A 23,993-nucleotide genomic window follows, 5' to 3' on the forward strand; every position below is an offset into this window, starting at 1 on the left:
CGGGTGGCTGGTCGGCCGGCTGGCCGGTCAGCTGGGTGGGCCGCCGGTAGCCGTCGTGGCACCGGCGGCGCACCCGCACCGCACGAGCCGATGAGCCCGTACCGCAGGAGTCCGTACCGCATGAGCCCGTACTTCATCAGCCCGACTTCATCAGCCCGTACTTCATGAGCTTCTACGAAGGCCCGCACGAGGGACAGAACCGGAAGGACCCCCTGTGACCACCCACGTGGACAGTGAAGCGACACCGGCGCCGGCGGAGGACTTCCTCAACCGGCCCGCCACGCCGGCTCAGCGCATCCAGTCGGTGCTGCACCGTCAGCCGGCACTCAGCCCGGCGATCGTCCTGGTGCTCGCCGCGATCGTGTTCTCCCTCATCAACGACCGCTTCTACGCGCTGCAGAACCTGTCGCTCGTCGCCCAACAGGTCGCCGTCATCGGCTCGTTGGCCGTCGGCCAGACCGTCATCATCCTCACGGCCGGCATCGACCTGTCCATCGGCGCGGTCATGGTGCTGGCCTCGCTGCTGATGTCGAAGCTCGTCGCGGACAACCACCTGCCGGGCGTGCTGGCCCTGCTCGCGGGAGCCGCCGTAGCGATCGCCGCGCAGGCGGTCAACGGGCTGCTGGTGACGAGGATCAAGCTGCCACCGTTCATCGTCACGCTCGGCACCCTCAGCATCTTCACGGCGATCACGCTCATCTACGCCAAGGGCCAGACCGTCTCCCTGCAGCCCGGCAACATCCTCATGTGGAGCGCGGACACGGTCTCCATCGGGCAGTTGAACCTGACCACCGGCGTCCTGCTCATGATCGCCCTGTACGCGGTGGTCGGCTACGCGCTGCGCTACACGGCCTGGGGCCGGCACCTGTACGCCGTGGGCGACGACATCGAGGCCGCCCGCCTCGCCGGTATCTCCGTCAACCGGGTGCTGCTGAGCGCGTACGTGGTCGGTGGGTTCGCCATCGCGGTGGGCGCCTGGATCCTGGTCGGCCGGGTCGGCGGCGGCGACCCGAACAGCGGCCTCAACGCCAACCTGCAGTCCATCACCGCCGTCGTCATCGGCGGCACCAGCCTGTTCGGCGGACGCGGCGTGGTGCTCGGCTCGCTGATCGGCGCGCTCATCGTCCAGGTCTTCGTCAACGGTCTGGCACTGGCCGGGATCGACCCCAACTACCAAGTCCTGACAGTCGGCGTGCTGGTGATCGCGGCTGTCTCCGTCGACCAGTGGATAAGGAGTGTGAAGTCATGACGACTGCCCCCACCACCGCCCCCGTTCTTGAGGCCAAGGGCCTGGTCAAGGTCTTCGGCCGGGTCGTCGGCCTGAACGACGTCGACCTCACCCTCTACCCCGGCGAGGTCCTCGCCGTCATCGGCGACAACGGCGCCGGCAAGTCCACCCTGATCAAGTGCCTCTCCGGGGCGCTCGTCCCCGATCAGGGCAGCATCCTGGTCGACGGCTCCGAGGTGAACTTCAAACGCCCGCAGGACGCCCGCGAGGCCGGCATCGAGACGGTCTACCAGACCCTCGCGGTGGCCCCGGCGCTGGACATCGCCAGCAACCTGTTCCTCGCCCGCGAGATCCGCCGCAAGGGTGTGCTCGGCTCGGTGTTCCGCATGCTCGACACCGGCGAGATGAAGCGTCAGGCGGCCGACCACATCAAGCGGCTGGGCATCAGCACCCTGCAGAACATCAACCAGGCCGTGGAGACGCTGTCCGGTGGCCAGCGCCAGTCGGTGGCCGTCGCCAGGGCGGGTGCCTTCGGCGGCCGGGTCGTCATCCTCGACGAACCCACCGCCGCGCTGGGCGTCCGCGAGACCGGCCAGGTGCTCAAACTCGTCCGAGACCTGCGCGACCAGGGCCTCGGCGTCATCCTGATCAGCCACAACATGCCCAACGTCTTCGACGTGGCCGACCGCATCCACATCCAGCGCCTCGGCGGCTGCGCCGGGGTCATCACCCCGCAGTCGCACTCGATGGAGGACGCGGTGGCCATCATGACGGGGGCGAAGAAGCTTGTTCCGGAAGCCGGGTGACGGGTCGTGGCGGGGGTGATGGGGCGTGTTCGGGAAGCGGGGTGACGGGTCGTGGCGGGGGTGAAGAGGCGTGCTCCGGAAGCCGGGTGACAGGCAGGGGCGGTACGTCGGACACGTTCCGGATCGCCGAGGGTCGCCTCGGCGACGAACCCACCGTGACCGTCTCCGCGCCGGACGGTGCCGTACGCGTCCTCCTCGCCCTGCGCGGGGCGACGCTGCTGAGCTGGCAGGTCGGACGCGGAGCGGCCGGTCAGCTCGCTGAACCGACTGAGCAGCTCACCGAACCGACCGAACCGACCGAACTGACCGAACTGACCGAACTGACGGACGGTTACCGCGACGAGGCGGAACTGCTCTCGCAGGACGGCGTACGGGCAGGCCTGCTCGCCCCGTTCCCCAACCGCGTCGCCGACGGCCGCTACCACTACGGCGGCCGCGACCACGACCTGCTGCCCGGCCACGTCGTGGACCGCACGGTCTACCACGGCTTCGCGCGCGAGGCACCGTTCCGGCTCGTCGGGGCCACCACAACGGCCGACTCGGCGCGGCTGCTGCTGCGCAGCACGAGCATCAGACCGGGCAGGTACCCCGGTTACCCGTTCGCGCTGGACCTCGACGTGGAGCTCACGATCGGCCGCCGCGAGCTGGGCATCGAGATCCGGGCGACGAACGTGGGGGAGACCACCGCCCCCTACGCGTCCGGCTGGCACCCGTACTTCACCCTGTCCCGCCCCGTCGACGACCTGGTCCTGCACATCCCCGCCCACACCCTGATCCGCACGGACGCGTCCCTCATCCCCCTGCGCGGAAAGGAAGCCCTGCTGCCCCTGGACCGCTGCCCCGACCTGGACTTCCGTACGCCCAGGAAGCTCGGCGGCGCAGTCATCGACGCCTGCTTCGCAGACCTGGCCCCCGGCCCCGGCGGCCGGACCGAGACGGTACTGAGCGACCCCGCTACCGGAGCCGAACTACGGGTGTGGCAGCACGGCGGCTACATGCACGTCTTCACCGGCGACACCCTGGCCCGCGACCGGCGCACCTCCATCGCCCTGGAACCCGTCGAGATACCCACCGACGCCTACAACCGTCCCGAACACGCCGACGCCCTGTCCCTGGAGCCCGGCGGGCAGCGGGGATTCCGTTTCGGGGTCGCGTATCGGCCCCCGACACACTGAGCTGCGGCAGCGGCTTGGGGGCGGGCGGCGCACGCGGCCTGGACGTCAAGGGCCTTTACTTGTACGGCCGTTCACTCGTCCTGCTCGGTGCCCTTAGGCGGGACCGGGGCGCGATCCACCAGCCGAACCTGTTTCCCCGGCTGTCCACGCGGCCAAGCTGATCCGCGTCCCGGCACCAAAAAGGGCGAGGCCCGAAGACCCCGCCCACCACCGCCACCGCACCGGTGAAGCCTCACCTCACGGCCACACCAAGCAATAAGGCTGATGCCCCGCCTCATGCAGCCGATGGCTGAAGTCCTGCCACTCGTGCAGCAGTTGGTACACATTGAACGCATCCCGAGGCCCACCCCGGTCCGGCACCGTCGACCAGATGAACGCCGCCGCGCCGACCGCTTCCTCGCCGATTCCGCGGAGCGGGTCGACGACGGTCATCGGGAGTTTGACGACCGCGTAGTCGGGGTGGAGGACCACCAGTTCCAGCGGGGGCACCTTGTTGAGCGGGACGCCCTCGATGCCGGTGAGGACCATCGCGGCCATCGTCTCCGGCTTGATCTTGGTGAACATGCCGTTCATCCCGAGCTCGTCGCCGCCGAGTTCCTCGGGGCGCATCGAGATCGGGACGCGGGCCGCGGTCGCGCCGTCGGGCGCACCGAAGTATTTGTACGTCACCCCCACCCGACCACCATTCCTGCTCCCCGCCCGCAACTGATCGATCCGACGTTCGATACGTCGCTCATCCCGATCCGACTCACCCGAACCCGAACCCGAACCTGAGCCCATGCCGGGTCCCGCACCTGATCCCGAACTCGCACCCGCACCCGATCCCGGACCCAACCCCGATCCAGGCCCGCCCCGCCGTGCCTCGGCGGCTTCCTCCTCGTCGCGCCGGTGCTTCCCCCGCCGGGCACGCCGAGGACCCAGGTCGTCAGTCCCCTCGCCCAGTCCGCCACCGCGATGCATATCTCCACCCGACTGCTTCTCCAGGACGCGTGACCCTCGCCGCGCAACCCGATCATCGTGTCAGTGACCTCCCCCACGGCCGCCCGCCGAAACGTGCGCTGAAACACCTGTCCGCAGGATCTGCGCAAGCCCTGAACACCGTCGCCCGCATGAGCTGTGTGTGTCTGTGTGTATCAGGTCCCAGTCTCGCAGACGGGTGGGGGCCCCTGCCCGGTCTCCCGCCGCCTACCCTGAGGAGGTCACTGAGTCACCGGAGCCCCAGCTCATCCCGAGAAGTCCGAGAAGCCGGAGAAGTCGCAGGTCATGACCGAAACGTCAAGCGGAACGCCAAGCGAAACGCCCAGCGGAACGTCCAGCGGCGGGGCGAGTGGAGTGCCGCCTGCCCTGCCGTATCCCTACGACGCCCCCGTCTCGCAGGCTCTCTTCGACCGTGCGTCGGTCGTCACACCGGGCGGCGTGAACTCCCCGGTGCGCGCCTTCCGCGCCGTCGGCGGCACGCCCCGGTTCATGGTCTCCGGCAAGGGTCCCTATCTGACGGACGCGGACGGACGCGAGTACGTCGACCTCGTCTGCTCCTGGGGTCCCATGATCCTCGGGCACTCCCAGCCCGACGTGATCGCCGCCGTCCACGACGCCGTCTCGCGCGGCACCTCCTTCGGCACCCCCGGCGAGGGCGAGGTCGCGCTCGCCGAGGAGATCGTCGCCCGCGTCGAGCCCGTGCAGCAGGTGCGGCTCGTCAGCAGCGGGACCGAGGCGACCATGTCCGCCATCCGGCTCGCCCGCGGGTTCACCGGGCGGCCCAAGGTCATCAAGTTCGCCGGGTGTTACCACGGTCACGTCGACGCGCTGCTCGCCGCGGCCGGTTCCGGTGTCGCCACCTTCGCGCTGCCCGACACCCCCGGCGTCACCGGCGCCCAGGCCGGCGACACGATCGTCCTGCCGTACAACGACCTCGAAGCCGTCAACGAGGCCTTCCACCGGCATCCCGGTGAGATCGCCTGCGTCATCACCGAGGCTTCGCCCGGGAACATGGGGGTCGTCCCGCCGACGCCCGGGTTCAACCAGGGGCTCAAGGACGCCTGCTCGAAGAACGGCGCCCTCTTCATCTCCGACGAGGTCATGACCGGGTTCCGCACCAGCAAGGCCGGGTGGTTCGGGATCGACGGGGTCCGTCCCGACCTCATGACCTTCGGCAAGGTCATGGGCGGTGGGTTCCCCGCCGCCGCGTTCGGCGGGCGCGCCGACATCATGGCGCACCTCGCCCCCGCCGGGCCCGTCTACCAGGCCGGCACCCTCTCCGGTAACCCCGTCGCGACCGCCGCAGGACTCGCCCAGCTGCGGCTCCTCGACGACGCGGCCTACGACACGATCGACGCCGTATCGGCGCAGATCCAGTCGCTCGTCACCGAGGCGCTCACCAAGGAAGGTGTCGCGCACCGGATCCAGAACGCCTCCAACATGTTCTCCGTGTTCTTCACCGACCGGAGCGTGCGCACCTACGAGGACGCCAAGGCGCAGGAGTCGTACCGCTTCACCGCGTTCTTCCACTCGATGCTGGCGAGCGGGGTCTATCTGCCGCCGTCGTCCTTCGAGTCCTGGTTCGTTTCCACGGCCCACGACGAACGGGCCATCCAGCGGATCGCCGACGCCCTCCCGGCGGCGGCCCGAGCGGCGGCGGAGGCCACGGCAGCATGACCGGCACGAGCGACAACAGCAACGACAGCAACGACAGCAACGACAGCAACGACAGCAACAGCGACATCACCGTCGTCCACGTGATGCGGCACGGCGAAGTCGCCAACCCGGAAGGGGTGTTGTACGGCCGGCTCCCCGGCTACCACCTCTCCGAGCTGGGGCGGCAGATGGCCGACCGGGTCGCCGAGCACCTCTCCTCCCGCGATGTCACGCACGTCGTCGCCTCCCCGCTGGAGCGCGCGCAGGAGACCGCCACGCCGATCGCCAAGGCGCACGGGCTCGACCTCGCGACCGACGGGCGGCTCATCGAGGCCGACAACGTCTTCCAGGGCAAGACCTTCGGCGTAGGAGACGGCGCGCTGAAGAAGCCCGACAACTGGAAGTACCTCGTCAACCCGTTCAAGCCGTCGTGGGGTGAGCCCTACGTCGACCAGGTCGTCCGGATGGTGGCCGCGCTGGACGCCGCCAAGGACGCCGCGCGCGGTCACGAGGCGGTGTTGGTCAGCCATCAGCTGCCGATCTGGATCGTGCGGTCGTACGTCGAGCGGCGCCGGCTGTGGCATGACCCGCGCAAGCGGCAGTGCACGCTCGCTTCCCTGACGACCTTCACCTACCGCGGCGACAAGATCGTGTCCGTCGGCTACACCGAGCCGGCCCGTGATCTCGTCCCGGCCCATCTCCTCGCCGGCGCGAAGCCCGTCAAGGGCAAGGACAAAGCGTTCGGTGCCTGACAGACACCGCCTGACGAACAACGGGGTGACCACTCGTCAGGGGCAGGTCTCGTGACAGCTCTGTGACATTTGTTTCGCAACCCACATCGTTCACAGCGAACTTTCTTGTCCGTCGCGTCCTCTCACAGGTAGACCACAGAGGACGCGACGGATGGGGAAGCAATGCGGAGTCTCACTCGACGGGGAGCGCTCGGAGTCGGTGCGGGCGCCGCGGCGGCCGTAGGACTCGCGGGGTGCGGGACGCTCGGCTCGGACGGGTCGAAGCCCTCCTCCGGCGGCTCCGGGAAGGGCTCCTCCGGCGGTCCCACCAAGTCGCTTGAGCCCCGCGCCAAGCCCATCGGTGACGGCTCCACGTCCTTCACCGGCGCGCAGCCCAAGCAGCCCGCGAAGCCCGTGCCGCTGGAGCCGGGGCAGACCCCGCCGCAGTTCGTGATCTTCTCCTGGGACGGCGCGGGCGAGGTGGGCAACGGCCTGTTCCCCCGCTTCCTCGACCTCGCCAAGCAGCACGGCGCGAGCATGACCTTCTTCCTCTCCGGCATCTATCTGTTGCCCGAGTCCAAGAAGCGCCAGTACAACCCGCCGAACAACGCGCGCGGCGCCTCCGACATCGGCTACCTCACCGACGAACACGTCAAGGCGACCCTGACCAACGTCCGCCGCGCGTGGCTTGAGGGCCACGAGATAGGCACCCACTTCAACGGCCACTTCTGCTCCGGCTACGGCACGGTCGGCAACTGGACGCCCCAGCAGTGGCGCAGCGAGATCGACCAGGCCAAGTCCTTCGTCAAGGAGTGGCGCACCAACACCGGCTGGCACGACCTGCCGTCCCTGCCCTTCGACTACGAGAAGGAACTCGTCGGCGGCCGCACGCCCTGCCTCCTTGGCCAGGACAACCTGCTGCCCACCGCCCGCTCCCTCGGCTGGCGCTACGACGCCTCCTCGCCCGGCGGCCGCCAGGTCTGGCCGGTGAAGCGCAACGGCGTCTGGGACTACCCGCTCCAGGCGGTCCCCTTCCCCGGGCACAGCTTCGAAGTCCTCTCGATGGACTACAACATGCTGGCCAACCAGTCGGTCAACTCCACCAACGCGCCCGCCTACAACTACCCGGGCTGGCGTACCCAGGCCGCACAGGCCTACATCTCCGGCTTCCAGCGCGCGTACGAGTCGAACCGCGCCCCCTTCTTCATCGGCAACCACTTCGAGCACTGGAACGGCGGCATCTACATGGACGCCGTCGAGCAGGCCTTCAAGCACATCGCCCAGCTGAAGGAGAAGGGCGAGGACGTGCGCATGGTCTCCTTCAAGCAGTTCACCGACTGGATCGACGTGCAGAAGCCCGAGGTGCTGGCCCAGCTGCGCACCCTCGACGTCGGCCAGGCACCGGCCGGCGGCTGGAAGTCCTTCCTGGCCGCGAGCCCCAGCTCCACTTCCACGGCCACCGGATCCGCCGCCTGAAATGCCGTCTGAAATGCGGGTTTCCGCCCGCCGTACGCCATTGAGGGGGGCGCGCAAGATCCCCAGAACGGGCATGCGAAACTTTTCACATGAGTGCCGCCAGTCGCGCCCGTAGCCGCGCCGTCCTGTCGACCGCCGGTGTAGCCGTCACCGCGTTGGTGCTGTCCGCGTGCAGCTCCGGAGGCACCTCCGGAGGTTCGGGCAACACCAACTTCATCACCGGCTCCGACGGCATCGCGACCGTCAAGAAGGGCGACCGCCAGGCCGCCCCCGACCTGTCCGGCAAGACCATCGACGGCAAGACGCTCAACACCGCCGACTACAAGGGCAAGGTCCTCGTCGTCAACGTGTGGGGCTCCTGGTGCTCCCCGTGCCGCGCCGAGGCGGACAACCTGGTCCAGGTCGCCAAGGCCACGGCCAACAAGGACGTCCAGTTCGTCGGCCTCAACACCCGCGACACCAGCACCGGACCGGCCGTAGCGTTCGAGAAGAAGTACGAGGTTCCGTACCCGAGTCTCTACGACCCGACGGGCCGGCTGATGCTCCGCTTCAAGAAGGGCACGCTCAACCCGCAGGCCATCCCCTCCACGATCGTCATCGACCGGGACGGCAAGATCGCGGCCCGCGCACTCCAGGCACTCAGCGAGGACAAGCTCCGCGAGATGCTCGACCCGGTCATCGCGGAGAAGTGAGCTGACGTGCTGCTCGCGGCGGTCACCGACCCCAACACCACAGTCCGCAGCGGAGCTTTGCTCCTCGCGCTGCCGATCGCGGTCCTCGGCGGACTCGTCTCCTTCTTCTCCCCGTGCGTCCTGCCGCTCGTCCCCGGCTACCTCTCCTACGTCACGGGAGTCACCGGCACCGACCTCGGCGACGCCCGCCGCGGCCGGATGGTCGCGGGCGCTTCCCTCTTCGTCCTGGGCTTCACCGTCGTGTTCGTCTCCGGTGGAGCCCTGTTCGGCTTCTTCGGGCAGACGCTCCAGGAGAACAAGGGCGTCCTGACCAAGGTGCTGGGCGTGCTCATGATCCTCATGGGCGTGTTCTTCATGGGGATGATGCCCTGGCTCACCCAGCGCGAGTTCCGCTTCCACAAGCGGCCGACGACCGGACTCATAGGAGCACCGCTGCTCGGCGCGCTCTTCGGGATCGGCTGGACCCCGTGCATCGGCCCGACGCTCGCGTCGGTGCAGGCACTCTCCATGGACCAGTCGAGTGCCGGTCGCGGCGCCATACTGACCGTCGCGTACTGTCTCGGCCTGGGTGTCCCCTTCGTCCTCACCGCGGTCGCGTTCCGCAAGGCCCTCGGTGCCTTCGGCTGGGTCAAGCGCCACTATGTCTGGGTGATGCGCGTCGGCGGCACCATGATGATCGTGACCGGCGTGCTGCTGCTCACCGGCGCCTGGGACGCGCTGGTGCAGGACATGCAGGGCTGGTCCGACGGCTTCACTGTAGGGATCTGATCGATGAGCAAGACGACCGCCGACTCGCCCGCCGAGACGCCCCGGGCCGACCCCGCCGGCGACGACCAGGACCTCGGCGCCGCAGGCTCCCAGCTCTCCACGGCCCCCGTCGAGACGGCCATGCCCGGCTCCTTCGGCGGCAACCGCGCCTCCGGCCTGACCGGCTGGCTCGCCTGGACCGGCCGTGAAGTGCTCGGCTGGGCGCGCTGGTTCTGGCGCCAGCTGACCTCGATGCGGGTCGCGCTGATGCTGCTGTTCCTGCTGTCGCTCGGCGCGGTCCCCGGCTCACTGATCCCGCAGTCCGGCACCGACGCGCTGAAGGTCTCCGAGTTCCAGGACGCGCACAAGACGCTCGGGCCGATCTACCAGAAGCTCGGCCTCTTCCACGTCTTCAGCTCGGCGTGGTTCGGGGCGATCTACGTCATGCTGTTCGTCTCCCTCGTCGGCTGCATCATCCCGCGCACCTGGCAGTTCGTCGGCCAGCTCCGCGGCCGCCCGCCGGGCGCGCCCATACGCCTCAACCGCCTTCCCGCGTACGCCACTTGGCGCACCGCCGCCGAGCCCGAGCAGGTCCGCGAAGTCGCCCTCGCGACGCTGAAGAAGCGCCGCTTCCGGGCCCACATCGCCGGGGACGCCGTCGCCGCCGAGAAGGGCTATCTGCGCGAGACCGGCAACCTGCTCTTCCACCTCGCGCTGATCGTGATGCTGATCGCCTTCGCCTGGGGCCAGCTCTTCAAGTCCGAGGGCGACAAGCTGATCGTCGAGGGCGACGGCTTCTCCAACACCCTCACGCAGTACGACGACTTCAAGTCCGGCAACCTCTTCAGCGACGACGACCTCGTGCCCTTCAGCTTCAACCTGAAGAACTTCGTCGGCACGTACGAGCGCACCGGCCCCAACCGCGGCACCCCGAGCACCTTCCAGGCCGACATCACCTACAGCCTCGGCGCCTACGGCAAGGCGGAGAAGCACACCATCAAGGTCAACGAGCCGCTGGAGATCGGCGACTCGAAGGTCTACCTCGTCAGCCACGGCTACGCCCCGGTCGTCACCGTCCGGGACGGCAAGGGCAACGTGGTCCTCCACCAGGCCGTACCGATGCTGCCGATCGACTCCAACATCACCTCGCAGGGCGCGATCAAGGTCCTCGACGGCTACAAGAACTCCCAGGGCGTCGCCGAACAGCTCGGTTTCGCCGCCCTGTTCGTGCCGACCTACGCCAAGGGCAGCGGCACGATGTTCTCCCAGTACCCCGGGCTCGACTACCCGGTGCTCAACGTGACCGGCTACCACGGCGACCTCGGCGTCAACTCGGGCATCCCGCAGAACGTGTACCAGCTGGACACCAAGAACCTGAAGCAGTTCAAGACCGCCAAGGGCGCCATCCTCAAGTCCCAGCTGCTGCCCGGCGAGACGATGACGCTGCCGAACGGCGCCGGGTCGATCACCTTCGACAAGCAGATCAAGGAGTGGGCGGGCTTCCAGGTCGTCCAGCAGCCCGGCACCACCTGGGCCCTGACCGGCGCGCTCACCGCGATCGTCGGTCTGGCCGGCTCCCTGTTCATCCAGCGCCGCCGCGTCTGGGTCCGCGCGACCACCGGCGCCGACGGCATCACCGTCGTCGAGATGGCCGGGCTCGGCCGCAGCGAGTCCGCGAAACTCCCCGAGGAACTCGGCGACCTGGCCGCGCTGGTACACGACCGGGCCCCGACGAAGACGGACGGGGGCTCGGCGAAGTCCGGCACCGGCTCGCCCACGCCCGGCACCGGCTCGACGAAGTCCGACCAGGGCTCGGCGAAGACCGACGAGTCCCCGACGAAGACCGACGGGCGCTCGACCAAGTCCGGCACCGGCTCGGCGAAGTCCGACCAGGGCTCGGCGAAGACCGACGAGTCCCCGACGAAGACCGACGGGCGCTCGACCACGTCCGAGACCGGCTCGACCAAGTCCGAGACCGGCTCGGCGACGTCCGCCGACGGCTCGCCCAAGCCCGGCACCGGCCCGACGAAGACCGACGCCGACCTGACGTCTGACGACGACCCCAAGACCCCCACCTCCGACGCCGACACCCACGACTCCGACTCCGGCGTCGAACCGCCCGTACCCGCCGAAGGGGCTGAGAAGTGACTCTCGCCGCCGCAACCGACATCGCCTCCGTGACCAATCTGGCCGCCGCGACCAACGAGCACCTGGCCAACCTCAGCAACACGCTGATCTACTCCTCGATGGCCGTCTACACCCTGGCTTTCTTCGCGTACATCGCCGAATGGACCTTCGGCAGCCGCAGCAAGATCGGCCGTACGGCCGCCGCGCTGACCGGTGCCGAGGCGAAGAAGGCGGCCGCGCCCGCCGTCACCGTGCAGAACGCCGGCGGCACCACCGTGCTGGAGCGGCCGAAGGTCGTCGTCCGGGCCGCGTCCGGCTCGCGCGACGTGCCGGACGGTCCCGGTGCGCACGGCGGGGACGAACAGGGCGACCTCTACGGCCGTATCGCCGTGTCCCTCACCGTTCTCGCGTTCCTCGTGGAGCTCAGCGGCGTTCTCGCCCGTGCGGCCTCGGTGGAGCGGGCGCCCTGGGGCAACATGTACGAGTTCAACATCACCTTCTCCACGGTCGCCGTCGGTGTGTACCTCACGCTGCTGCTGCTCAAGAAGAACGTGCGCTGGCTCGGCCTGTTCCTGGTCACGACGGTCCTCCTCGATCTCGGTATCGCCGTCACTGTCTTGTACACCGCCAGCGACCAGTTGGTTCCCGCCCTCCACTCGTACTGGCTGTACATCCACGTCTCGACGGCGATCATCTGCGGCGCGGTCTTCTACGTGGGCGCCGTCGGCACGCTGCTCTACCTCTTCAAGGACTCGTACGAGAGCAAGCTCGCGAACGGCGGCAAGCCCGGTGCCTTCGCCACCTCCGTGATGGAGCGGCTGCCCGCCTCGGCGAACCTCGACAAGTTCTCCTACCGCGTCAACGCGGCCGTCTTCCCGCTGTGGACGTTCACGATCATCGCGGGCTCGATCTGGGCCGAGTCGGCCTGGGGCCGCTACTGGGGCTGGGACCCGAAGGAGACCTGGGCGTTCATCACCTGGGTCGCCTACGCCTGCTACCTGCACGCCCGCGCCACGGCCGGCTGGAAGGGCCGCAAGGCCGCCTACCTGGCCCTGATCGCCTTCGGCTGCTGGATCTTCAACTACTACGGCGTCAACATCTTCGTCGGCGGCAAGCACTCCTACGCCGGCGTGTAACCCGCAACTCCCTTACGGCAGAGGCCGGTTCCGTGTGACATGGGTCACCGGAACCGGCCTTCGTCGTCCGGACAGGTAGAGGGGTGTGGATACGAACCTGCAGTTGAGGAAACGCATCCGCGCGGGGGACCACGACGCCTTCGGCGAGCTCTTCGACGCGTACGCACGCTCCGTCTACAACCACGCCTTCCGGCTCACGGGGGACTGGGCGCAGGCCGAGGACATCGTGTCGCTGACCTTCCTGGACGCCTGGCGCCTGCGCGGCAAGGCCGACGAGGAGGGCGGTTCGCTACGGCCCTGGCTGCTCGGCATCGCCACCAACGTCACGCGCAACACCCGCCGCGCGGCCCGAAGACACGCGGCGGCGCTCTCCCGGCTGCCCCGTGACGAGGTCGAGCGCGACTTCGCCGACGAGGTCGCCGCCCGCCTCGACGACACCGCCGAACTCGCCCTCGTACGCGTCGCGTTGGCGACCCTGCGCCGCGCCGAGCGTGAGGTGCTCGCCCTGTGCGTGTGGTCCGGACTCGACTACAGGGCCGCGGCCGAGGCGCTCGGGGTGCCGGTGGGGACCGTACGGTCGCGGCTCTCGCGGGCACGCGCAAAGCTCGCGAAACATCTCAAAAGTACGGAACTCCCCCCGGGGGACGGACAGATGAAAGGTGACCGCGACAGTGCGGTCGGGCCCCCGAGGGAGGGACAACGATGAACCAGCTCCCGGAACTTCCCGAGAGAGACCTTCCGCCGGGCCGTCACCGACTCCTAAAGGAGCATCTGATGACCGAGATCCGGCACGAGACCGCGACGGTCCAGGAGGGCAAGCCCGTTCCCGTGCGGAACAGGTGGCTGCGCCCCGCGCTCGCCGCGACCGCCGTCGCCACCGCCGCGGCCGTCACCTTCGTGGTCCTGCCGTCCTCCGGCTCCTCCCCGGCGCCCGCGCCACCGCCGCGGAAGTCGACGGTCGCGCTCCTGGAGGACATCGCGCTGGCGGCCGAGCACGAGAAGTCCTACGGCGGGGTCCGCGACGACCAGTTCGTGTACGTGGACAGCAAGGTGTCGTACGCGAACTCCGGGGAGGGGACGAAGACCCGGATCGATCCGCCGCACCGGCAGGAGGTGTGGATGTCGGTGGACGGCCTGCACGTCGGGCTGGTGCGGCAGGCGGGCATGGGGGCGCACTCCGTCCCGGTCGACGTGAAGCCGGGCAAGGCCGGCTGGGACGTCTCGTCCTTCTACAACCACGTGAGGACACTGCCCACCGACGCCGACGCGATGTACGACTACCTGGCCACCACCGCCCCGAAGTACGGCGGTGATGACAAGAACCAGGCCATGTTCGTGCTGGTCGGCGATCTCCTCCGCGATTCCATCGTGCCGCCGAAACAGAGCGCGGCGCTCTTCCGGGCGGTGGCCAGGATTCCCGGAGTGACGACGGTCGAGGGGGTGAAGGACGCCACCGGGCGCCCCGGTGTCGCCATCGCCCGGACCGACCCCTACAACCCGCTCAGGGACGAGTGGATCTTCGATGCCAAGACCTACGAGTTCCTCGGCGAACGCGAGGTGGCCACCAAGGACAACGCCGGCGTGAAGAAGGGCACGGTCACGGCGAACACGGCCGTGCTGCGCCGGGCCGTCGTCGACAAGGCGGGCGAACGGCCGTAGGAGACAAGGGTGTTCAGGCCGGAGGCAGGCAGTCCTTCGCGGGCTGCCTGTCCTCCGGCCAGGCGATCTTCACGAAGCGGGAGCCGCCCTGCGGGGTGAGTTCCACTATCGGTACGGCCTTGTCGTACGGGTTGCCGTGGACGTCCAGGCAGATCCAGCCGCTCGCCCCGTTCACCCGCAACGACCCCTTCACCTGGGGCCATTGGAGGCCGACGTCGGACAGCGGCGGGATCTTCTGCTGGTCGGGGGTGGCCTCGCGGATGCCGTGGACGGCGAGGCGCATCGCGTCGTAGGCGATGATCGCCTGGCCGTCGTCGAGGGAGACCGGGCCGATCGGGCCGACGGGGGAGGTCTTGGCGGTGGCGAGGAGTTTGTCGAGGTCCTGGGTGTCCTGGGCCGAACCGCCCGTCGCCGGGGGCTTGTTGACCCAGGCGTCCGGGTGGGCGAGGGCGGTGTAGCGGACGGCGACGCCGTGCTGGAGGGCGCTGCGGTCGAGCTTCTTGTCGCCGGTGAGGTACGAGCCCTCGTCGCCGGTGAGCACGGTGAACGTGCGGGACTGGCAGCCGCGGCGGCCCAACGCGTTGATGAACTGGCGGAGTTGGGTGTGTCGTCCGGCGAAGAACACGGTGTCCAGCTTGGCGTCCGTGTCACAGACGAGGTCGGTGATCTGCCGGAACGTGTTGGGCGTACTGCCCTCCTCGCTCCGGTTCGCGGGCGGCGTGAACGGCCACGACCCGTACGGCGAGCCCTTGAGCAGGGTGGCGAAGGCCTGTTGGAGCGTCTTCGTGTACGGGTCGCCGGGCTTGTCGTAGACCAGCAGGGCCCGGTCCGCAGTCACCCTGGCGAAGGAGGCGAGGGCGCGCGCCTCGTCGGTGTTGGTGGGGGAGACGCGGGCGAGCCCGGGGTAGGGGTCCTTGCCCCGCTGCCCGTTGGCGAGGTCGTCGGCGGTGATGGAGGAGCCGACCACCGGGATGCCGAGCCGGGTCAGTTGCGCCACGGCCTTCTTGTTGTTCTCGGTGCTCGTCCCTATCCCGGTGACCGCGCGCAGCCGGTCGGAGGAGTCCGTCATCGCCGAGAGCCGGTCGACCGTCCGCTCCCAATAGGCGCCGTCGGCACCGGGGTTGGCGAGCACCAGCCGGATGTACGGGGTCTCGCCGTTGTCGTCGTGGTTGGCTCGGTACTGCGCGAGATACGCGCCCTGCAACTCGTGCAGCACGTCGTTCAGGTTGTCGGCGTCGCTCGAACTGAACGGCTCGTACAGGGCGACGGTGACGTACGTACCGGCCTTGAGGGAGCGGTTCTCGCGGTCCACCGCTTTGATGGTGGCGGCGAACCGGCGCTGCCCGAAGTCGAACGACGAGGTCGACACCCCCACGCACTCGCTGCTGTCCTCGGGCCGGGCCACCCCGGCCGCGCAGGAGCGGTCGTCGTGCAGGAGGGTGCGGGTCAGCTGGACCAGTCCGAAGACCAGCGCGGCGGCGACCACGAGGGCCGTGTAGCGGTAGATCGGGATCGTCCGGATCCGCTGGACCAGTTCACGTGTCCACGCTCTCATCGCCCGCCCCCGTCTCGGTCGTCGCCGGCCGGAACCCTCAACGGGCGTCCGGCCAGGGCCTGTTCGGGCCACTGCTGGGCGGCCCGCCACAGCGGTTCACTGCCCGCGGGCCAGATGTTCGACAGCTGCTCCAGGTCGAAGTGCATCCGCCCCGCGACCTCCTCGTCCGGCAGCACCAGCGGATCCGTCACCTGCCACACCGCGTGCAGCAGCCGCCGTACCGTCAGATGAAGGGCCTGGTCCACACCGGCCGGGGGATCCTCCTCGGCGTCCGTGCGGGCGAGGGCGACGGCCTTGCGGTGGTCGCCGGGGGCGCCGATGTCCCGGCCGTGCGGATCGTGCGCGTGGTAGTAGGGCGCGGCGGTGACGAACAGCAGCGTCTCCAGCCAGGCGTACGGCGTGATGGTGCGGAAGGTGTTCCGCAGGTACGCGACCGCGTCCGCCGTGTCGCCCAGGGCGAGTTCGTGGTGCAGGCGGTAGCGGGCGCGGGCCGGGGTGTCCGGGTTGCCGGGCAGGCCGTCGTAGTGCGAGAGCAGGGAGCGGTGGACGGCACGCCAGCGGCCGTGGTCGGCGTCGTCGAGGTGCAGGCGGAGCAGGAGGAGGGTGCGTAGGAAGGGGTCGCCGACGAAGTAGCCCTCGGCCGGGGGGAGTCCCTCGGCGGTGAGCTGGGTGCGCAGCCGGTTCACCCCGGCCGCCCCGAAACTGTCCCCGAGCCGGGCCTCGGCCAGTGCCCGCGCCGAGTCCCCGTCGTGCGCGGTGGCGAGCACGGCCAGTTCCTCCGCGAGCCCCGGCGGCACCAGCCGGTCGAGCAACTCCCGGTACACCGGCCGCCGGTCACCCTCCGCGTCCCCGTCCGGCTTCAGCCCGGCGGTCAGCAACTCGCCCGGACTGACCGCCCCCACGGGCCGGTTCTGCCGTACGGCCTGCCCGAGCATCGCGGCCCCCAGCGGACTGCCGGCCGTCAACCGGTGGATGGCGTACGGCAGTTGGGGCGGCACCTCGACACGCGTAGAGCCGTCGGCGTCGGTGGCGCACACGTCGGCGATGACGCGCCGCGCCTCCTCGGGCGTCAGCGCCGGCAAGGTCACCAACAGGGCCCGGGACGAGGGTGAGGCCCCCGGCACCCAGCCGCTCGCACGCGCCACCTCCGGCAGCGGATGCCGTACGGCGTCCGGCAGTTCGGGGTGACGACGGCCGCGCAGACCGGCGACGAACACCACCTGGTCGCTGGTGCCGTCGGCACGCTCTCTCAGTACGGCCTTCATCAGCCCGGGACCGGGCCCCGACTGCACGTTGTCGACGAGCACGACCGGCCGCCCCACCCGGCGCATGCGCTCCCACCGGCGCCGGTACGTGTCGCCCAGATCGGCCAACAGGGCGCGCAGCAGCCAGCGTTCGGCGTCCGCGCGGGAGGTGCCGTCGGCGCGGAAGTCCCGGGCGATCTCGATCAGCCCGCGCTTGGCGTCACCGCTCGCGCCCGGGTAGGCGCTGTACCAGTCCGCGCCCGCCTTCAGCAGCCCGTTCGGCGTCCACACCAGGTCGAAGAGGGTGTCCAGGGTCGCCTCGATGACGGCCTGGCCCACCGGCCCCGTACCCGACAGATTGGCGATGAGCCGGGAGGCGACCTTGCCGGCCCAGCCCTGCGCGATCACCGCCCAGCGCCGGGCCGGGTCGCTCAGCAGCAGGATGCGCCGGGCCTCCTCGCGGGCGCTGTCCTCGTCCCGCGAGCCCCAGCCGGTCGCGCACACGGCGAGCAGCCCGGCTTCGAGCCGCGGGAAGTCGATGCTCCCGGCGCCGTGCACCACCGGTTCCCGCAGCTGCTCCGCGACGGTCGTCAGCGCCTGCCACACCGGCGACCAGGTCGCGGCGGGCCGCCCGGCCGGCAACCGGGTCAGCCGGTCGGCCTCGCAGTCGATCAGCGCGACCGGCGTGTGCCCGCGGTACGCGGTCCGCAGCTCGGCCAGCGCCATGCTCTTGCCGAGCCCGCGCGCGCCCGCGAGCACCACGAAGGGCGGTTCCGGGTGTTCGTACGGCGAGGTGAGCAGCTCGTACGGCCGCAGGCCGATCAGGCGCGAGGCGAGACCGGGCGGCTGTGCCTCGAACAGCGCCCCGCGTCCATGCAGCCCTCTTCCCACCGCATCTCCCCCTGAGCGGTCGCCTGGCACTGCAACTGGTTCTACCAACACCAGGGTAAATAGGGGGAGTTGGTTCGGACTAGACCGAGTGGTGTCCGTTGGGTTACGAAAATGTCGGAACGGTGGATGTTTGAGTGCCGCGCTCAGTCGACGGTGATCGAGTCCAGCTTCTCCCGCAGATAGACATGCGAGTCGACGGCCTCGTATGCCACCCGCCCGACCGGCGCGGGCACGGACTCCACGAGCGTGCCCGGGGTGCACTCGCCGAAGTAGACGAGCGACATCAGCTCCTCGGCGGGCGCGTCGGCGGGCGGCGGCAGCACGCGGTGCCGCCCGGACCGCCAGCGGTCCCCGGTCCAACGGGCCATCAGATCACCGATGTTGATGGTGAAGGCCTCCGCGTCGAACGGCGCGTCCTCCCACCCGCCCTCATCGGTGAACACCTGAAGTCCCCCCTTCCCGGCCTGCCGGTCGAGGATCGTCACGGTCCCGAAGTCGGTGTGCGGCCCGATCCGGAACTGCCCCGGCTCCGGCTCCCCGACGACCTCGACCCCCGGGTACCAGTTGATGTTGAACCCGTACGTCGGATGGTCCATGTGCTGGGAGAAGAAGTCGGGTTCGAGCCCGAGCGCGACCCCGAGCAGCGACAGCAGCTGCTTCTCCAGCTCGCCCATCCGGTCGAGGTACTCCTCGCAGAGCTGTTGGAGTCCGGGGATCTCGGTCGGCCACACATTGGGCGCGTACCACTCGGCGTTGATCTCCGGGTCCTCGAAGGGCTTGTGCGTGGCGAAGGTCAGCGACTCCTTCAGATCGGGCGGGGTCTCGGTCCCCTCCGAGTACCCGTTGGCCTCGGCACCGGGCCCGAGCCAGCCACGCCCGCCGACCTTGGCGGAGTAGGGCTCCTTCACGTCGACCGGGAGGGCGAAGAAGGCGCGGGAGGCCTCCCGGATACGGGACCGGAGACTCGGGTCCACCCCGTGCCCGGTGACGAGCAGGAACCCGGCCGTCTGGAGGGCGTCGTCGACGGTACGGGCGATGTCCTTGCGCGTCTGCTCGTCCCCCGAGATCCAGGGCTTCAGGTCGATCGTGGGGATGCGGGGCTCAGTCACCGATGTCCTCGTTCCAGAGTGCCGGGTTGTTCTTGATGAAGTCGCGCATCAGCGAGGTGCACTCGGGGTCGTCGAGGAGGACGATCTCCACACCGTGCTCGGCGAGCCAGTCGTGCCCGCCGTGGAAGGTCGCCGCCTCGCCGACGACGACCCGCGAGATCCCGAACTGCCGCACCAGCCCGGAGCAGTACCAGCACGGCGAGAGAGTCGTGACCATGGTCGTCCCGCGGTACGACCGCTGCCGTCCCGCCGCCTTGAACGCGGCCGTCTCTGCGTGCATCGAGGGGTCGTCGTCCTGGACGCGCCGGTTGTGGCCGCGCCCCAGCAGGGTGCCGTCGGCGCCGTAGAGCGCGGCGCCGATCGGGATACCGCCCTCGCCGAGCCCGGCGCGGGCCTCCGCGACGGCGGTGGCGAGCCAGGCGCTCGCCTGTGCCTGATCCAAAGGCTTCATGTCTTCACTCTCCAGTGGGCGAAACACGAGGGCAACGTGCGGAAAGTACTCTCCCCGCAACCCGTACCCGGACGAACTGTCAGCGCCCCTGGAGGTGCCCGTGCCCGCACTCACCCTCCGTGAGGTCCTGGCCCTCGACCCGGTCCGCGCCACCGAGCCCGAGCTGCTGGCCGGCGAGGCCGCGCTCGACCGCCCCGTGCGCTGGGTCCACTCCAGCGAGGTCTACGAGGGCGCGAACTTCCTCGACGGCGGCGAACTCCTCCTCACCAACGGCTTCGGCCTCACCGACACGGACGCGGAGATCCGCCGCCGCTACGTCCGCGAACTCGCGGCCCGGGGTGCGTCCGGCCTGGCGGTGGAGATCGGCCGCTCGCTCCCGACGATGCCGGAGGAGGTCACGGACGAGGCCCGCCGCCTGGGCCTTCCCCTGCTCGCCCTCCACCGGGTCGTCCCCTTCGTACGGATCACCGAGGCGGCCAACCGGGCGATCGTGGCCCGGGGCCTGTCCGGCCGTTCCGTCGTACGACCGTGGGGCGACGACCACACGGCCGCCCTCCTGGCCGACCTCGCCGACCGTGCCGCGCTGAACCAGCCGGAGGTCGAGGCCCGGTCCGCCCTCGCCGGCTTCCACCCCGGCCCGGGCGCCCGCCTGATCGGGGTCTCCGTGCACGGCGCGCGCGAGGTGACGGCCGTGGACCGGGCGGTACGGCTGCTGGGCGGGGCGAGCGTGCTGCGGGCGGCGTTCCCGGGCGACGTCCTGGCCCTGCTCGCACTTCCGGGGTCCGTCTCGGGCGACCCCATCCGAACCGTCCAGGAGGCATTCCGTACGGCCGCCGACCCCGGGCTGACCGTCGCGGTCGGGCACGCGGTCGAGGCCGGGAGCGGGTGGCTGCGCTGGAGCGACACGTTGCGGGCGGCCCGTACGACACTGGAGCTGGCGCTGACGGTCCCGGCGGCCGAACCCGCCGCCCCCGAGGGCCCGTTGGTGACCTCGGCGCGAGCCCTGGCCCTGGAGCGGGAGCTGACACGCGGCGGTGTCGACGCGAACCGGGACCGGTTGGCGAGGCTGGTCCAACACGCGCTCGGCCCCCTCCTGTCCTGGGAGGCGGCCCACCCGAGCGACCTGGTGCGCACACTCGAAGTGCATCTACGGCACGGCTGCTCGCCGACGCGGACGGCGGCCCTGCTGCACATCGGCCGCCAGTCGCTCTACCAGCGCCTGGAACGCATCGAGTCGTTGCTCGGCCTGGAGATAGACGACCCGGATCTGCTGGGCGAGCTGCTGGCGGCGGTGTGCGCGCATCGGGTGGTGCGGGGGATGGGGGCGGCTCAGGTACGGGGGCTGCGGACGGTCGCCTAGAGGTCGTCGCTCCGGCGCAGGGTGACTTCACTGGGCCCGTTGAAGGGGGCGTAGCAGGTCACGGTGGGCGGGGTGCGCAGGGTGTCGTCCTCGGTGAACAGTTTCCGTACGGCGTCGAAGGCGACCTCGCCACTGACGACCGGGGCGACACGGTCGTAGAACGCGCGTGAGGCCTCCGGCAACGGCTCCCCGGGCTTGCCCTCGTCCTCGCTCCACACATCCCAGAGCAGGGTCTCCACCTTGTTCAGGGCGGCGAGGTCGAGGCGGATGTTGCCCGCGACGAACCGTTCGCCCCAGAACGGGCCCTCCTCCGGCCGGTGCAGTCCGAAGGCGGTCGGGTCGGCGCCGCCCGTGCGGATGGCCTGCCAGGCCTCGCCCGCGACGAGGAAACGGTCGCGGGGTACGTCCATCGGGTCGAAGTCGGCGTTCCAGTGGGCGGTGACGACGGGGTCGGTGAGCTGGGAGTCGGCGAGGAGCCAGCCGCGGTCGTCGTCCCAGTACTCGGTGACGACGTGATCGCCGTGGAAGAGCTGGGAGGCGCCGGTGCCGGGCGAGTTGAAGTAGTCGGCGAAGCCGGAGCGGATGCGGGCCGGGATGCCGAGGTGCCGCAGGAACGAGCAGTGCAGCAGCGAGAAGTCCCGGCACACTCCGACGAACCGGTCGCCGGGTTCGCGCGGCAGGGTGAGCGGGGCGGGGTTGCGGTCCACAAGGATCCGCAGGATGTCGTCGATGTAGCGGGTCTCGGCGTCGTTGTGGAGCCGGTCGGTGGGGTGGGTGTGGTCGTAGAAGCCGCCTTCCAGGCGGTGGATGAGCAAGTCGCGGGTAATGCGGGCGAGTTGGGCGGGGTCGCGGGGGAGGCCGGCGTAGAGGTGGGCGAGGGCGCCGGGGTCGGAGTACGGGCTCTGGGCGGCGTGGAAGGCAAGTTCTGCGGTGAGGGGCATGGCACCTGACCGTGTCAAAATGCGCCCCGGATTGTCCAGGGTCGCTTCACCAACTACTCCACCGGTTACGTCACTTCGGTCTGCTCGGGTCTGCGGCGACCGATCGCCAGATGCGGTCCGGGAGGATGCGGGCGGCTTCGGCGAGGTCGAGTTCGATGTCGTCGACCTGGGAGAGCCAGCGGCGGACCACGCCGATCAACGGGCCCAGGACGAGGGACTCGATCAGGGGCAGCGGCAGCGGGGCCAACTCACCGGAATCGACGTGGGACTGGAACCAGAGGGAGAACACCGAGAGCCTGGCCTCCTGGGAGTCGCGGAGCTCTCTGGCCTGGGTCATGTTCCGCTGGTCGGTTCTGGCGGAGTGCAACAGCAGGGCGGCGTCCCGGTGTTCGCGGACGAAGGCCAGATGCGTCCGTACGATCGCGCGGATGCCGGTGCGGGCGGTGCGGGTTGCCTGGATCGCCGTGGCCAACTCGCCCAGCAGCCGGGTCAGCCAGCGCTGCGCCAGCGCGTCGTACAGGCCGTCCAGGCTGCCGAAGTGGTGGTACAGGCTGCCGAGGCTGACACCGCTGGCCTTGGTCACGGCGCTCACGGTGAGGCCCTGTTCGCCCTGCTCCGCGAACAGGCGCAGCGCGGCGTCGAGGAGCAGGTCCGCGGTGACCTCGCCGCGTTGTTGCTTGGGGCTCATGCGGGACAGCGTATTGGGAACTCAGTTCTAGAGTGAATTTCTAGAGCAGATTTCTGGAACCCTCTTCCGGTCTGGCTATCCGGCGGTCCAGACTTGGTGGTAGCCGGGCCCGCGTCCGTCCGTTTCGGGGGATACGGATGGCCGTGGGTCCGGTTCGCCGAGTGTGGGTGGTGCATAGGATCGGCGGCATGGCGCTGCGTCCCGTTCAGGTGAATATCAAGGCCGTTGACGGCTTGGCGGTTGGCCGGTTCTGGGGGGAGGCGCTCGGCTGGAGTGTCTTCAGCCCCGGCGTGACCACCTACGTCGGCCCCGAGGGCGGCCTCGTCTGGCCGGAACCGGTCGGTCTCGGCATCGACATCATTCCCGTCCCGGAATCCAAGACACCGACGAAGAACCGGCTGCACCTCGATCTCGCCACCACGTCCACGTCCCACCAGGCGGAGTTGGTCGCGCGTCTACGGTCTCTCGGCGCGACGCCCGTCGACGTGGGTCAGGGCGATGTCCCGTGGACCGTCCTCGCGGACCCTGAGGGCAACGAGTTCTGTGTCCTGGAGCCTCGGGAGATCTACCGGGACACCGGGCCGATCGCCGCGGTGGTCGTCGACTGTGTGGATCCTCGGGGTATGGCGCGGTTCTGGGGCGAGGCGGTGGACTGGGCCGTGCTCGAAGTCTCCGACGACCAGGCGTCGTTGCGCTCTGCCCAGGGTGTCGGGCCGTATCTGGAGTTCCTCCGCGTGCCTGGTGTGAAGGCCGTACCGGATCGCGTCCACCTGGATCTGATGCCGTACCTCGGTGACGACAAGGCGGCGGAGGTGGACCGGTTGAAGGGGCTTGGGGCGACTGACCTCGACCTCGGCCAGGGCGATGTCCCGTGGACGTGTCTGTCCGATCCGGAAGGGCACGAGTTCTGCGTGCTGGCTCTGTCCTGACGCGGGGCCTTGCTGATGTCCCGGCGCTTTCCAGTGAACGTTGGGCCACTCGCTTCTTGGCCAGTGTCGGGCTTCCGCGGCCCGAGTAAAGGGCGCTCCCTGCGGTCGCGTCGCCTGCGGCGATTCCGCTGCGCTCCACCCTTGACTAGGGCCGCTCCAGCCCGTTTCAGAAGCGAGCGAGCGGCCCGGAGGAACGGGTGCCCAGGTAGGGAGGCCCGTACCTGTACTGCGTGGCGGGCCGGTGTGGAGGGACGCGCTCGCGTCTCGCCTGCACGCCGGGTGGTCTCAGCGGCTACCGGTCGGTGGGGTGCGAGGGTGCGAGGGTGCGAGGGTGCGAGGGTCCGAGGGGCGCGCCGCCGTCTCGCCTGCATGCCGCCTCGGCTCGGCGGCCAACCCTGGTCGGGTGGTCGCCAG

Annotated in this window: 21 protein-coding genes; 14 read left to right on the plus strand and 7 right to left on the minus strand. The window is 69.9% G+C overall.

Annotated elements, in window-relative coordinates; genetic code table 11:
• Nucleotides 1-214: 214 nt before the first annotated feature.
• The 3 genes from OG496_RS32770 (at nt 215) to OG496_RS32780 (ending at nt 3,209) form a co-directional block, all read left to right on the plus strand.
• On the plus strand, nt 215-1,249 hold the full coding sequence (locus OG496_RS32770) for an ABC transporter permease (protein WP_366497443.1): 1,035 nt from the start codon (nt 215-217) through the stop codon (nt 1,247-1,249).
• The gene (locus tag OG496_RS32775; protein WP_366497442.1) at nt 1,246-2,034 is read left to right on the plus strand and encodes an ATP-binding cassette domain-containing protein; all 789 of its coding nucleotides are present in this window, start codon (nt 1,246-1,248) and stop codon (nt 2,032-2,034) included. Before OG496_RS32770 ends, OG496_RS32775 begins: the two co-directional genes overlap by 4 nt.
• A gap of 86 nt (nt 2,035-2,120) precedes the next feature.
• Nucleotides 2,121-3,209 (plus strand): aldose 1-epimerase, encoded by a 1,089-nt coding sequence (locus OG496_RS32780; RefSeq protein ID WP_405973491.1) that lies wholly within the window; start codon nt 2,121-2,123, stop codon nt 3,207-3,209.
• A 237-nt stretch (nt 3,210-3,446) separates the two neighbouring features.
• On the opposite strand, the gene OG496_RS32785 is transcribed toward OG496_RS32780, so the two are convergent.
• Nucleotides 3,447-3,884 carry a hypothetical protein gene (locus OG496_RS32785; RefSeq protein WP_019061278.1) on the minus strand — a complete coding sequence of 146 codons (438 nt, stop codon included), beginning with the start codon at nt 3,882-3,884 and terminating at the stop codon, nt 3,447-3,449.
• Between the two features lie 669 nt (nt 3,885-4,553).
• Between OG496_RS32785 and hemL the strand changes: the two genes are divergently transcribed.
• The 9 genes from hemL (at nt 4,554) to OG496_RS32830 (ending at nt 14,411) form a co-directional block, all read left to right on the plus strand.
• Nucleotides 4,554-5,864 carry a glutamate-1-semialdehyde 2,1-aminomutase gene (hemL, locus tag OG496_RS32790; RefSeq protein ID WP_399397488.1) on the plus strand — a complete coding sequence of 437 codons (1,311 nt, stop codon included), beginning with the start codon at nt 4,554-4,556 and terminating at the stop codon, nt 5,862-5,864.
• An 83-nt stretch (nt 5,865-5,947) separates the two neighbouring features.
• Nucleotides 5,948-6,595, plus strand: a complete 648-nt coding sequence (locus OG496_RS32795; protein WP_405976756.1) for a histidine phosphatase family protein — start codon at nt 5,948-5,950, stop codon at nt 6,593-6,595.
• Between the two features lie 162 nt (nt 6,596-6,757).
• The gene (locus tag OG496_RS32800; RefSeq protein WP_405973492.1) at nt 6,758-8,050 is read left to right on the plus strand and encodes a hypothetical protein; all 1,293 of its coding nucleotides are present in this window, start codon (nt 6,758-6,760) and stop codon (nt 8,048-8,050) included.
• Between the two features lie 89 nt (nt 8,051-8,139).
• Complete coding sequence (locus OG496_RS32805) at nt 8,140-8,742, plus strand: TlpA family protein disulfide reductase (RefSeq protein ID WP_405973493.1); 603 nt, start codon at nt 8,140-8,142, stop codon at nt 8,740-8,742.
• Between the two features lie 6 nt (nt 8,743-8,748).
• Nucleotides 8,749-9,510, plus strand: a complete 762-nt coding sequence (locus tag OG496_RS32810) for a cytochrome c biogenesis protein CcdA (RefSeq protein ID WP_352111894.1) — start codon at nt 8,749-8,751, stop codon at nt 9,508-9,510.
• A 3-nt stretch (nt 9,511-9,513) separates the two neighbouring features.
• Nucleotides 9,514-11,637 (plus strand): cytochrome c biogenesis protein ResB, encoded by a 2,124-nt coding sequence (locus OG496_RS32815; protein WP_405973494.1) that lies wholly within the window; start codon nt 9,514-9,516, stop codon nt 11,635-11,637.
• Entirely contained in the window at nt 11,634-12,752 is a 1,119-nt protein-coding gene (ccsB, locus tag OG496_RS32820; RefSeq protein WP_033282458.1) for a c-type cytochrome biogenesis protein CcsB, read from the plus strand. Before OG496_RS32815 ends, ccsB begins: the two co-directional genes overlap by 4 nt.
• 85 nt (nt 12,753-12,837) lie before the next feature.
• Nucleotides 12,838-13,458, plus strand: coding sequence for an RNA polymerase sigma factor (locus OG496_RS32825; protein ID WP_405973495.1), 621 nt, complete (start codon nt 12,838-12,840; stop codon nt 13,456-13,458).
• Entirely contained in the window at nt 13,455-14,411 is a 957-nt protein-coding gene (locus tag OG496_RS32830) for a CU044_5270 family protein (protein ID WP_405973496.1), read from the plus strand. Before OG496_RS32825 ends, OG496_RS32830 begins: the two co-directional genes overlap by 4 nt.
• A gap of 13 nt (nt 14,412-14,424) precedes the next feature.
• Here OG496_RS32830 and OG496_RS32835 read toward each other — a convergent pair whose 3' ends face one another.
• From OG496_RS32835 to OG496_RS32850, 4 genes are all read right to left on the minus strand, one after another.
• Entirely contained in the window at nt 14,425-15,966 is a 1,542-nt protein-coding gene (locus tag OG496_RS32835; protein ID WP_405973497.1) for a hypothetical protein, read from the minus strand.
• On the minus strand, nt 15,963-18,101 hold the full coding sequence (locus tag OG496_RS32840) for a hypothetical protein (protein WP_405973498.1): 2,139 nt from the start codon (nt 18,099-18,101) through the stop codon (nt 15,963-15,965). The genes OG496_RS32835 and OG496_RS32840 overlap by 4 nt, the downstream gene beginning before the upstream one ends.
• Nucleotides 18,102-18,244: 143 nt before the next feature.
• Nucleotides 18,245-19,210, minus strand: coding sequence for an isopenicillin N synthase family dioxygenase (locus OG496_RS32845; protein ID WP_405973499.1), 966 nt, complete (start codon nt 19,208-19,210; stop codon nt 18,245-18,247).
• Nucleotides 19,203-19,661, minus strand: a complete 459-nt coding sequence (locus OG496_RS32850) for a nucleoside deaminase (RefSeq protein WP_019061264.1) — start codon at nt 19,659-19,661, stop codon at nt 19,203-19,205. The genes OG496_RS32845 and OG496_RS32850 overlap by 8 nt, the downstream gene beginning before the upstream one ends.
• 100 nt (nt 19,662-19,761) lie before the next feature.
• Here OG496_RS32850 and OG496_RS32855 point away from each other — a divergent pair, with 100 nt between their 5' ends.
• On the plus strand, nt 19,762-21,021 hold the full coding sequence (locus OG496_RS32855) for a PucR family transcriptional regulator (RefSeq protein WP_366497430.1): 1,260 nt from the start codon (nt 19,762-19,764) through the stop codon (nt 21,019-21,021).
• Here the strand turns inward: OG496_RS32855 and OG496_RS32860 are convergent.
• Both OG496_RS32860 and OG496_RS32865 read right to left on the minus strand, forming a co-directional pair.
• A complete protein-coding gene (locus OG496_RS32860; RefSeq protein WP_405973500.1) occupies nt 21,018-21,962 on the minus strand; it encodes a transglutaminase-like domain-containing protein in 945 nt (314 codons plus the stop codon). The two genes, OG496_RS32855 and OG496_RS32860, sit on opposite strands and share 4 nt — an antisense overlap.
• A 70-nt stretch (nt 21,963-22,032) precedes the next feature.
• Nucleotides 22,033-22,650, minus strand: a complete 618-nt coding sequence (locus tag OG496_RS32865; RefSeq protein WP_405973501.1) for a TetR/AcrR family transcriptional regulator — start codon at nt 22,648-22,650, stop codon at nt 22,033-22,035.
• A gap of 188 nt (nt 22,651-22,838) precedes the next feature.
• Here OG496_RS32865 and OG496_RS32870 point away from each other — a divergent pair, with 188 nt between their 5' ends.
• Nucleotides 22,839-23,579, plus strand: coding sequence for a VOC family protein (locus tag OG496_RS32870; RefSeq protein WP_405973502.1), 741 nt, complete (start codon nt 22,839-22,841; stop codon nt 23,577-23,579).
• Nucleotides 23,580-23,993: the final 414 nt, after the last annotated feature.

The sequence above is a fragment of the Streptomyces sp. NBC_00988 genome (assembly GCF_045162645.1).
GTDB lineage: Bacteria > Actinomycetota > Actinomycetes > Streptomycetales > Streptomycetaceae > Streptomyces.

Bases quoted from the DNA above. Each gene is read 5' to 3' on its own strand.
- OG496_RS32835 (WP_405973497.1), bottom strand. From the start codon at position 15,966: ATGAGAGCGTGGACACGTGAACTGGTCCAGCGGATCCGGACGATCCCG.
- OG496_RS32775 (WP_366497442.1), top strand. From the start codon at position 1,246: ATGACGACTGCCCCCACCACCGCCCCCGTTCTTGAGGCCAAGGGCCTG.
- OG496_RS32805 (WP_405973493.1), top strand. From the start codon at position 8,140: ATGAGTGCCGCCAGTCGCGCCCGTAGCCGCGCCGTCCTGTCGACCGCC.
- OG496_RS32860 (WP_405973500.1), bottom strand. From the start codon at position 21,962: ATGCCCCTCACCGCAGAACTTGCCTTCCACGCCGCCCAGAGCCCGTAC.
- OG496_RS32870 (WP_405973502.1), top strand. From the start codon at position 22,839: ATGGCGCTGCGTCCCGTTCAGGTGAATATCAAGGCCGTTGACGGCTTG.
- OG496_RS32795 (WP_405976756.1), top strand. From the start codon at position 5,948: ATGCGGCACGGCGAAGTCGCCAACCCGGAAGGGGTGTTGTACGGCCGG.
- OG496_RS32865 (WP_405973501.1), bottom strand. From the start codon at position 22,650: ATGAGCCCCAAGCAACAACGCGGCGAGGTCACCGCGGACCTGCTCCTC.
- OG496_RS32850 (WP_019061264.1), bottom strand. From the start codon at position 19,661: ATGAAGCCTTTGGATCAGGCACAGGCGAGCGCCTGGCTCGCCACCGCC.
- OG496_RS32800 (WP_405973492.1), top strand. From the start codon at position 6,758: ATGCGGAGTCTCACTCGACGGGGAGCGCTCGGAGTCGGTGCGGGCGCC.
- OG496_RS32815 (WP_405973494.1), top strand. From the start codon at position 9,514: ATGAGCAAGACGACCGCCGACTCGCCCGCCGAGACGCCCCGGGCCGAC.
- OG496_RS32830 (WP_405973496.1), top strand. From the start codon at position 13,455: ATGAACCAGCTCCCGGAACTTCCCGAGAGAGACCTTCCGCCGGGCCGT.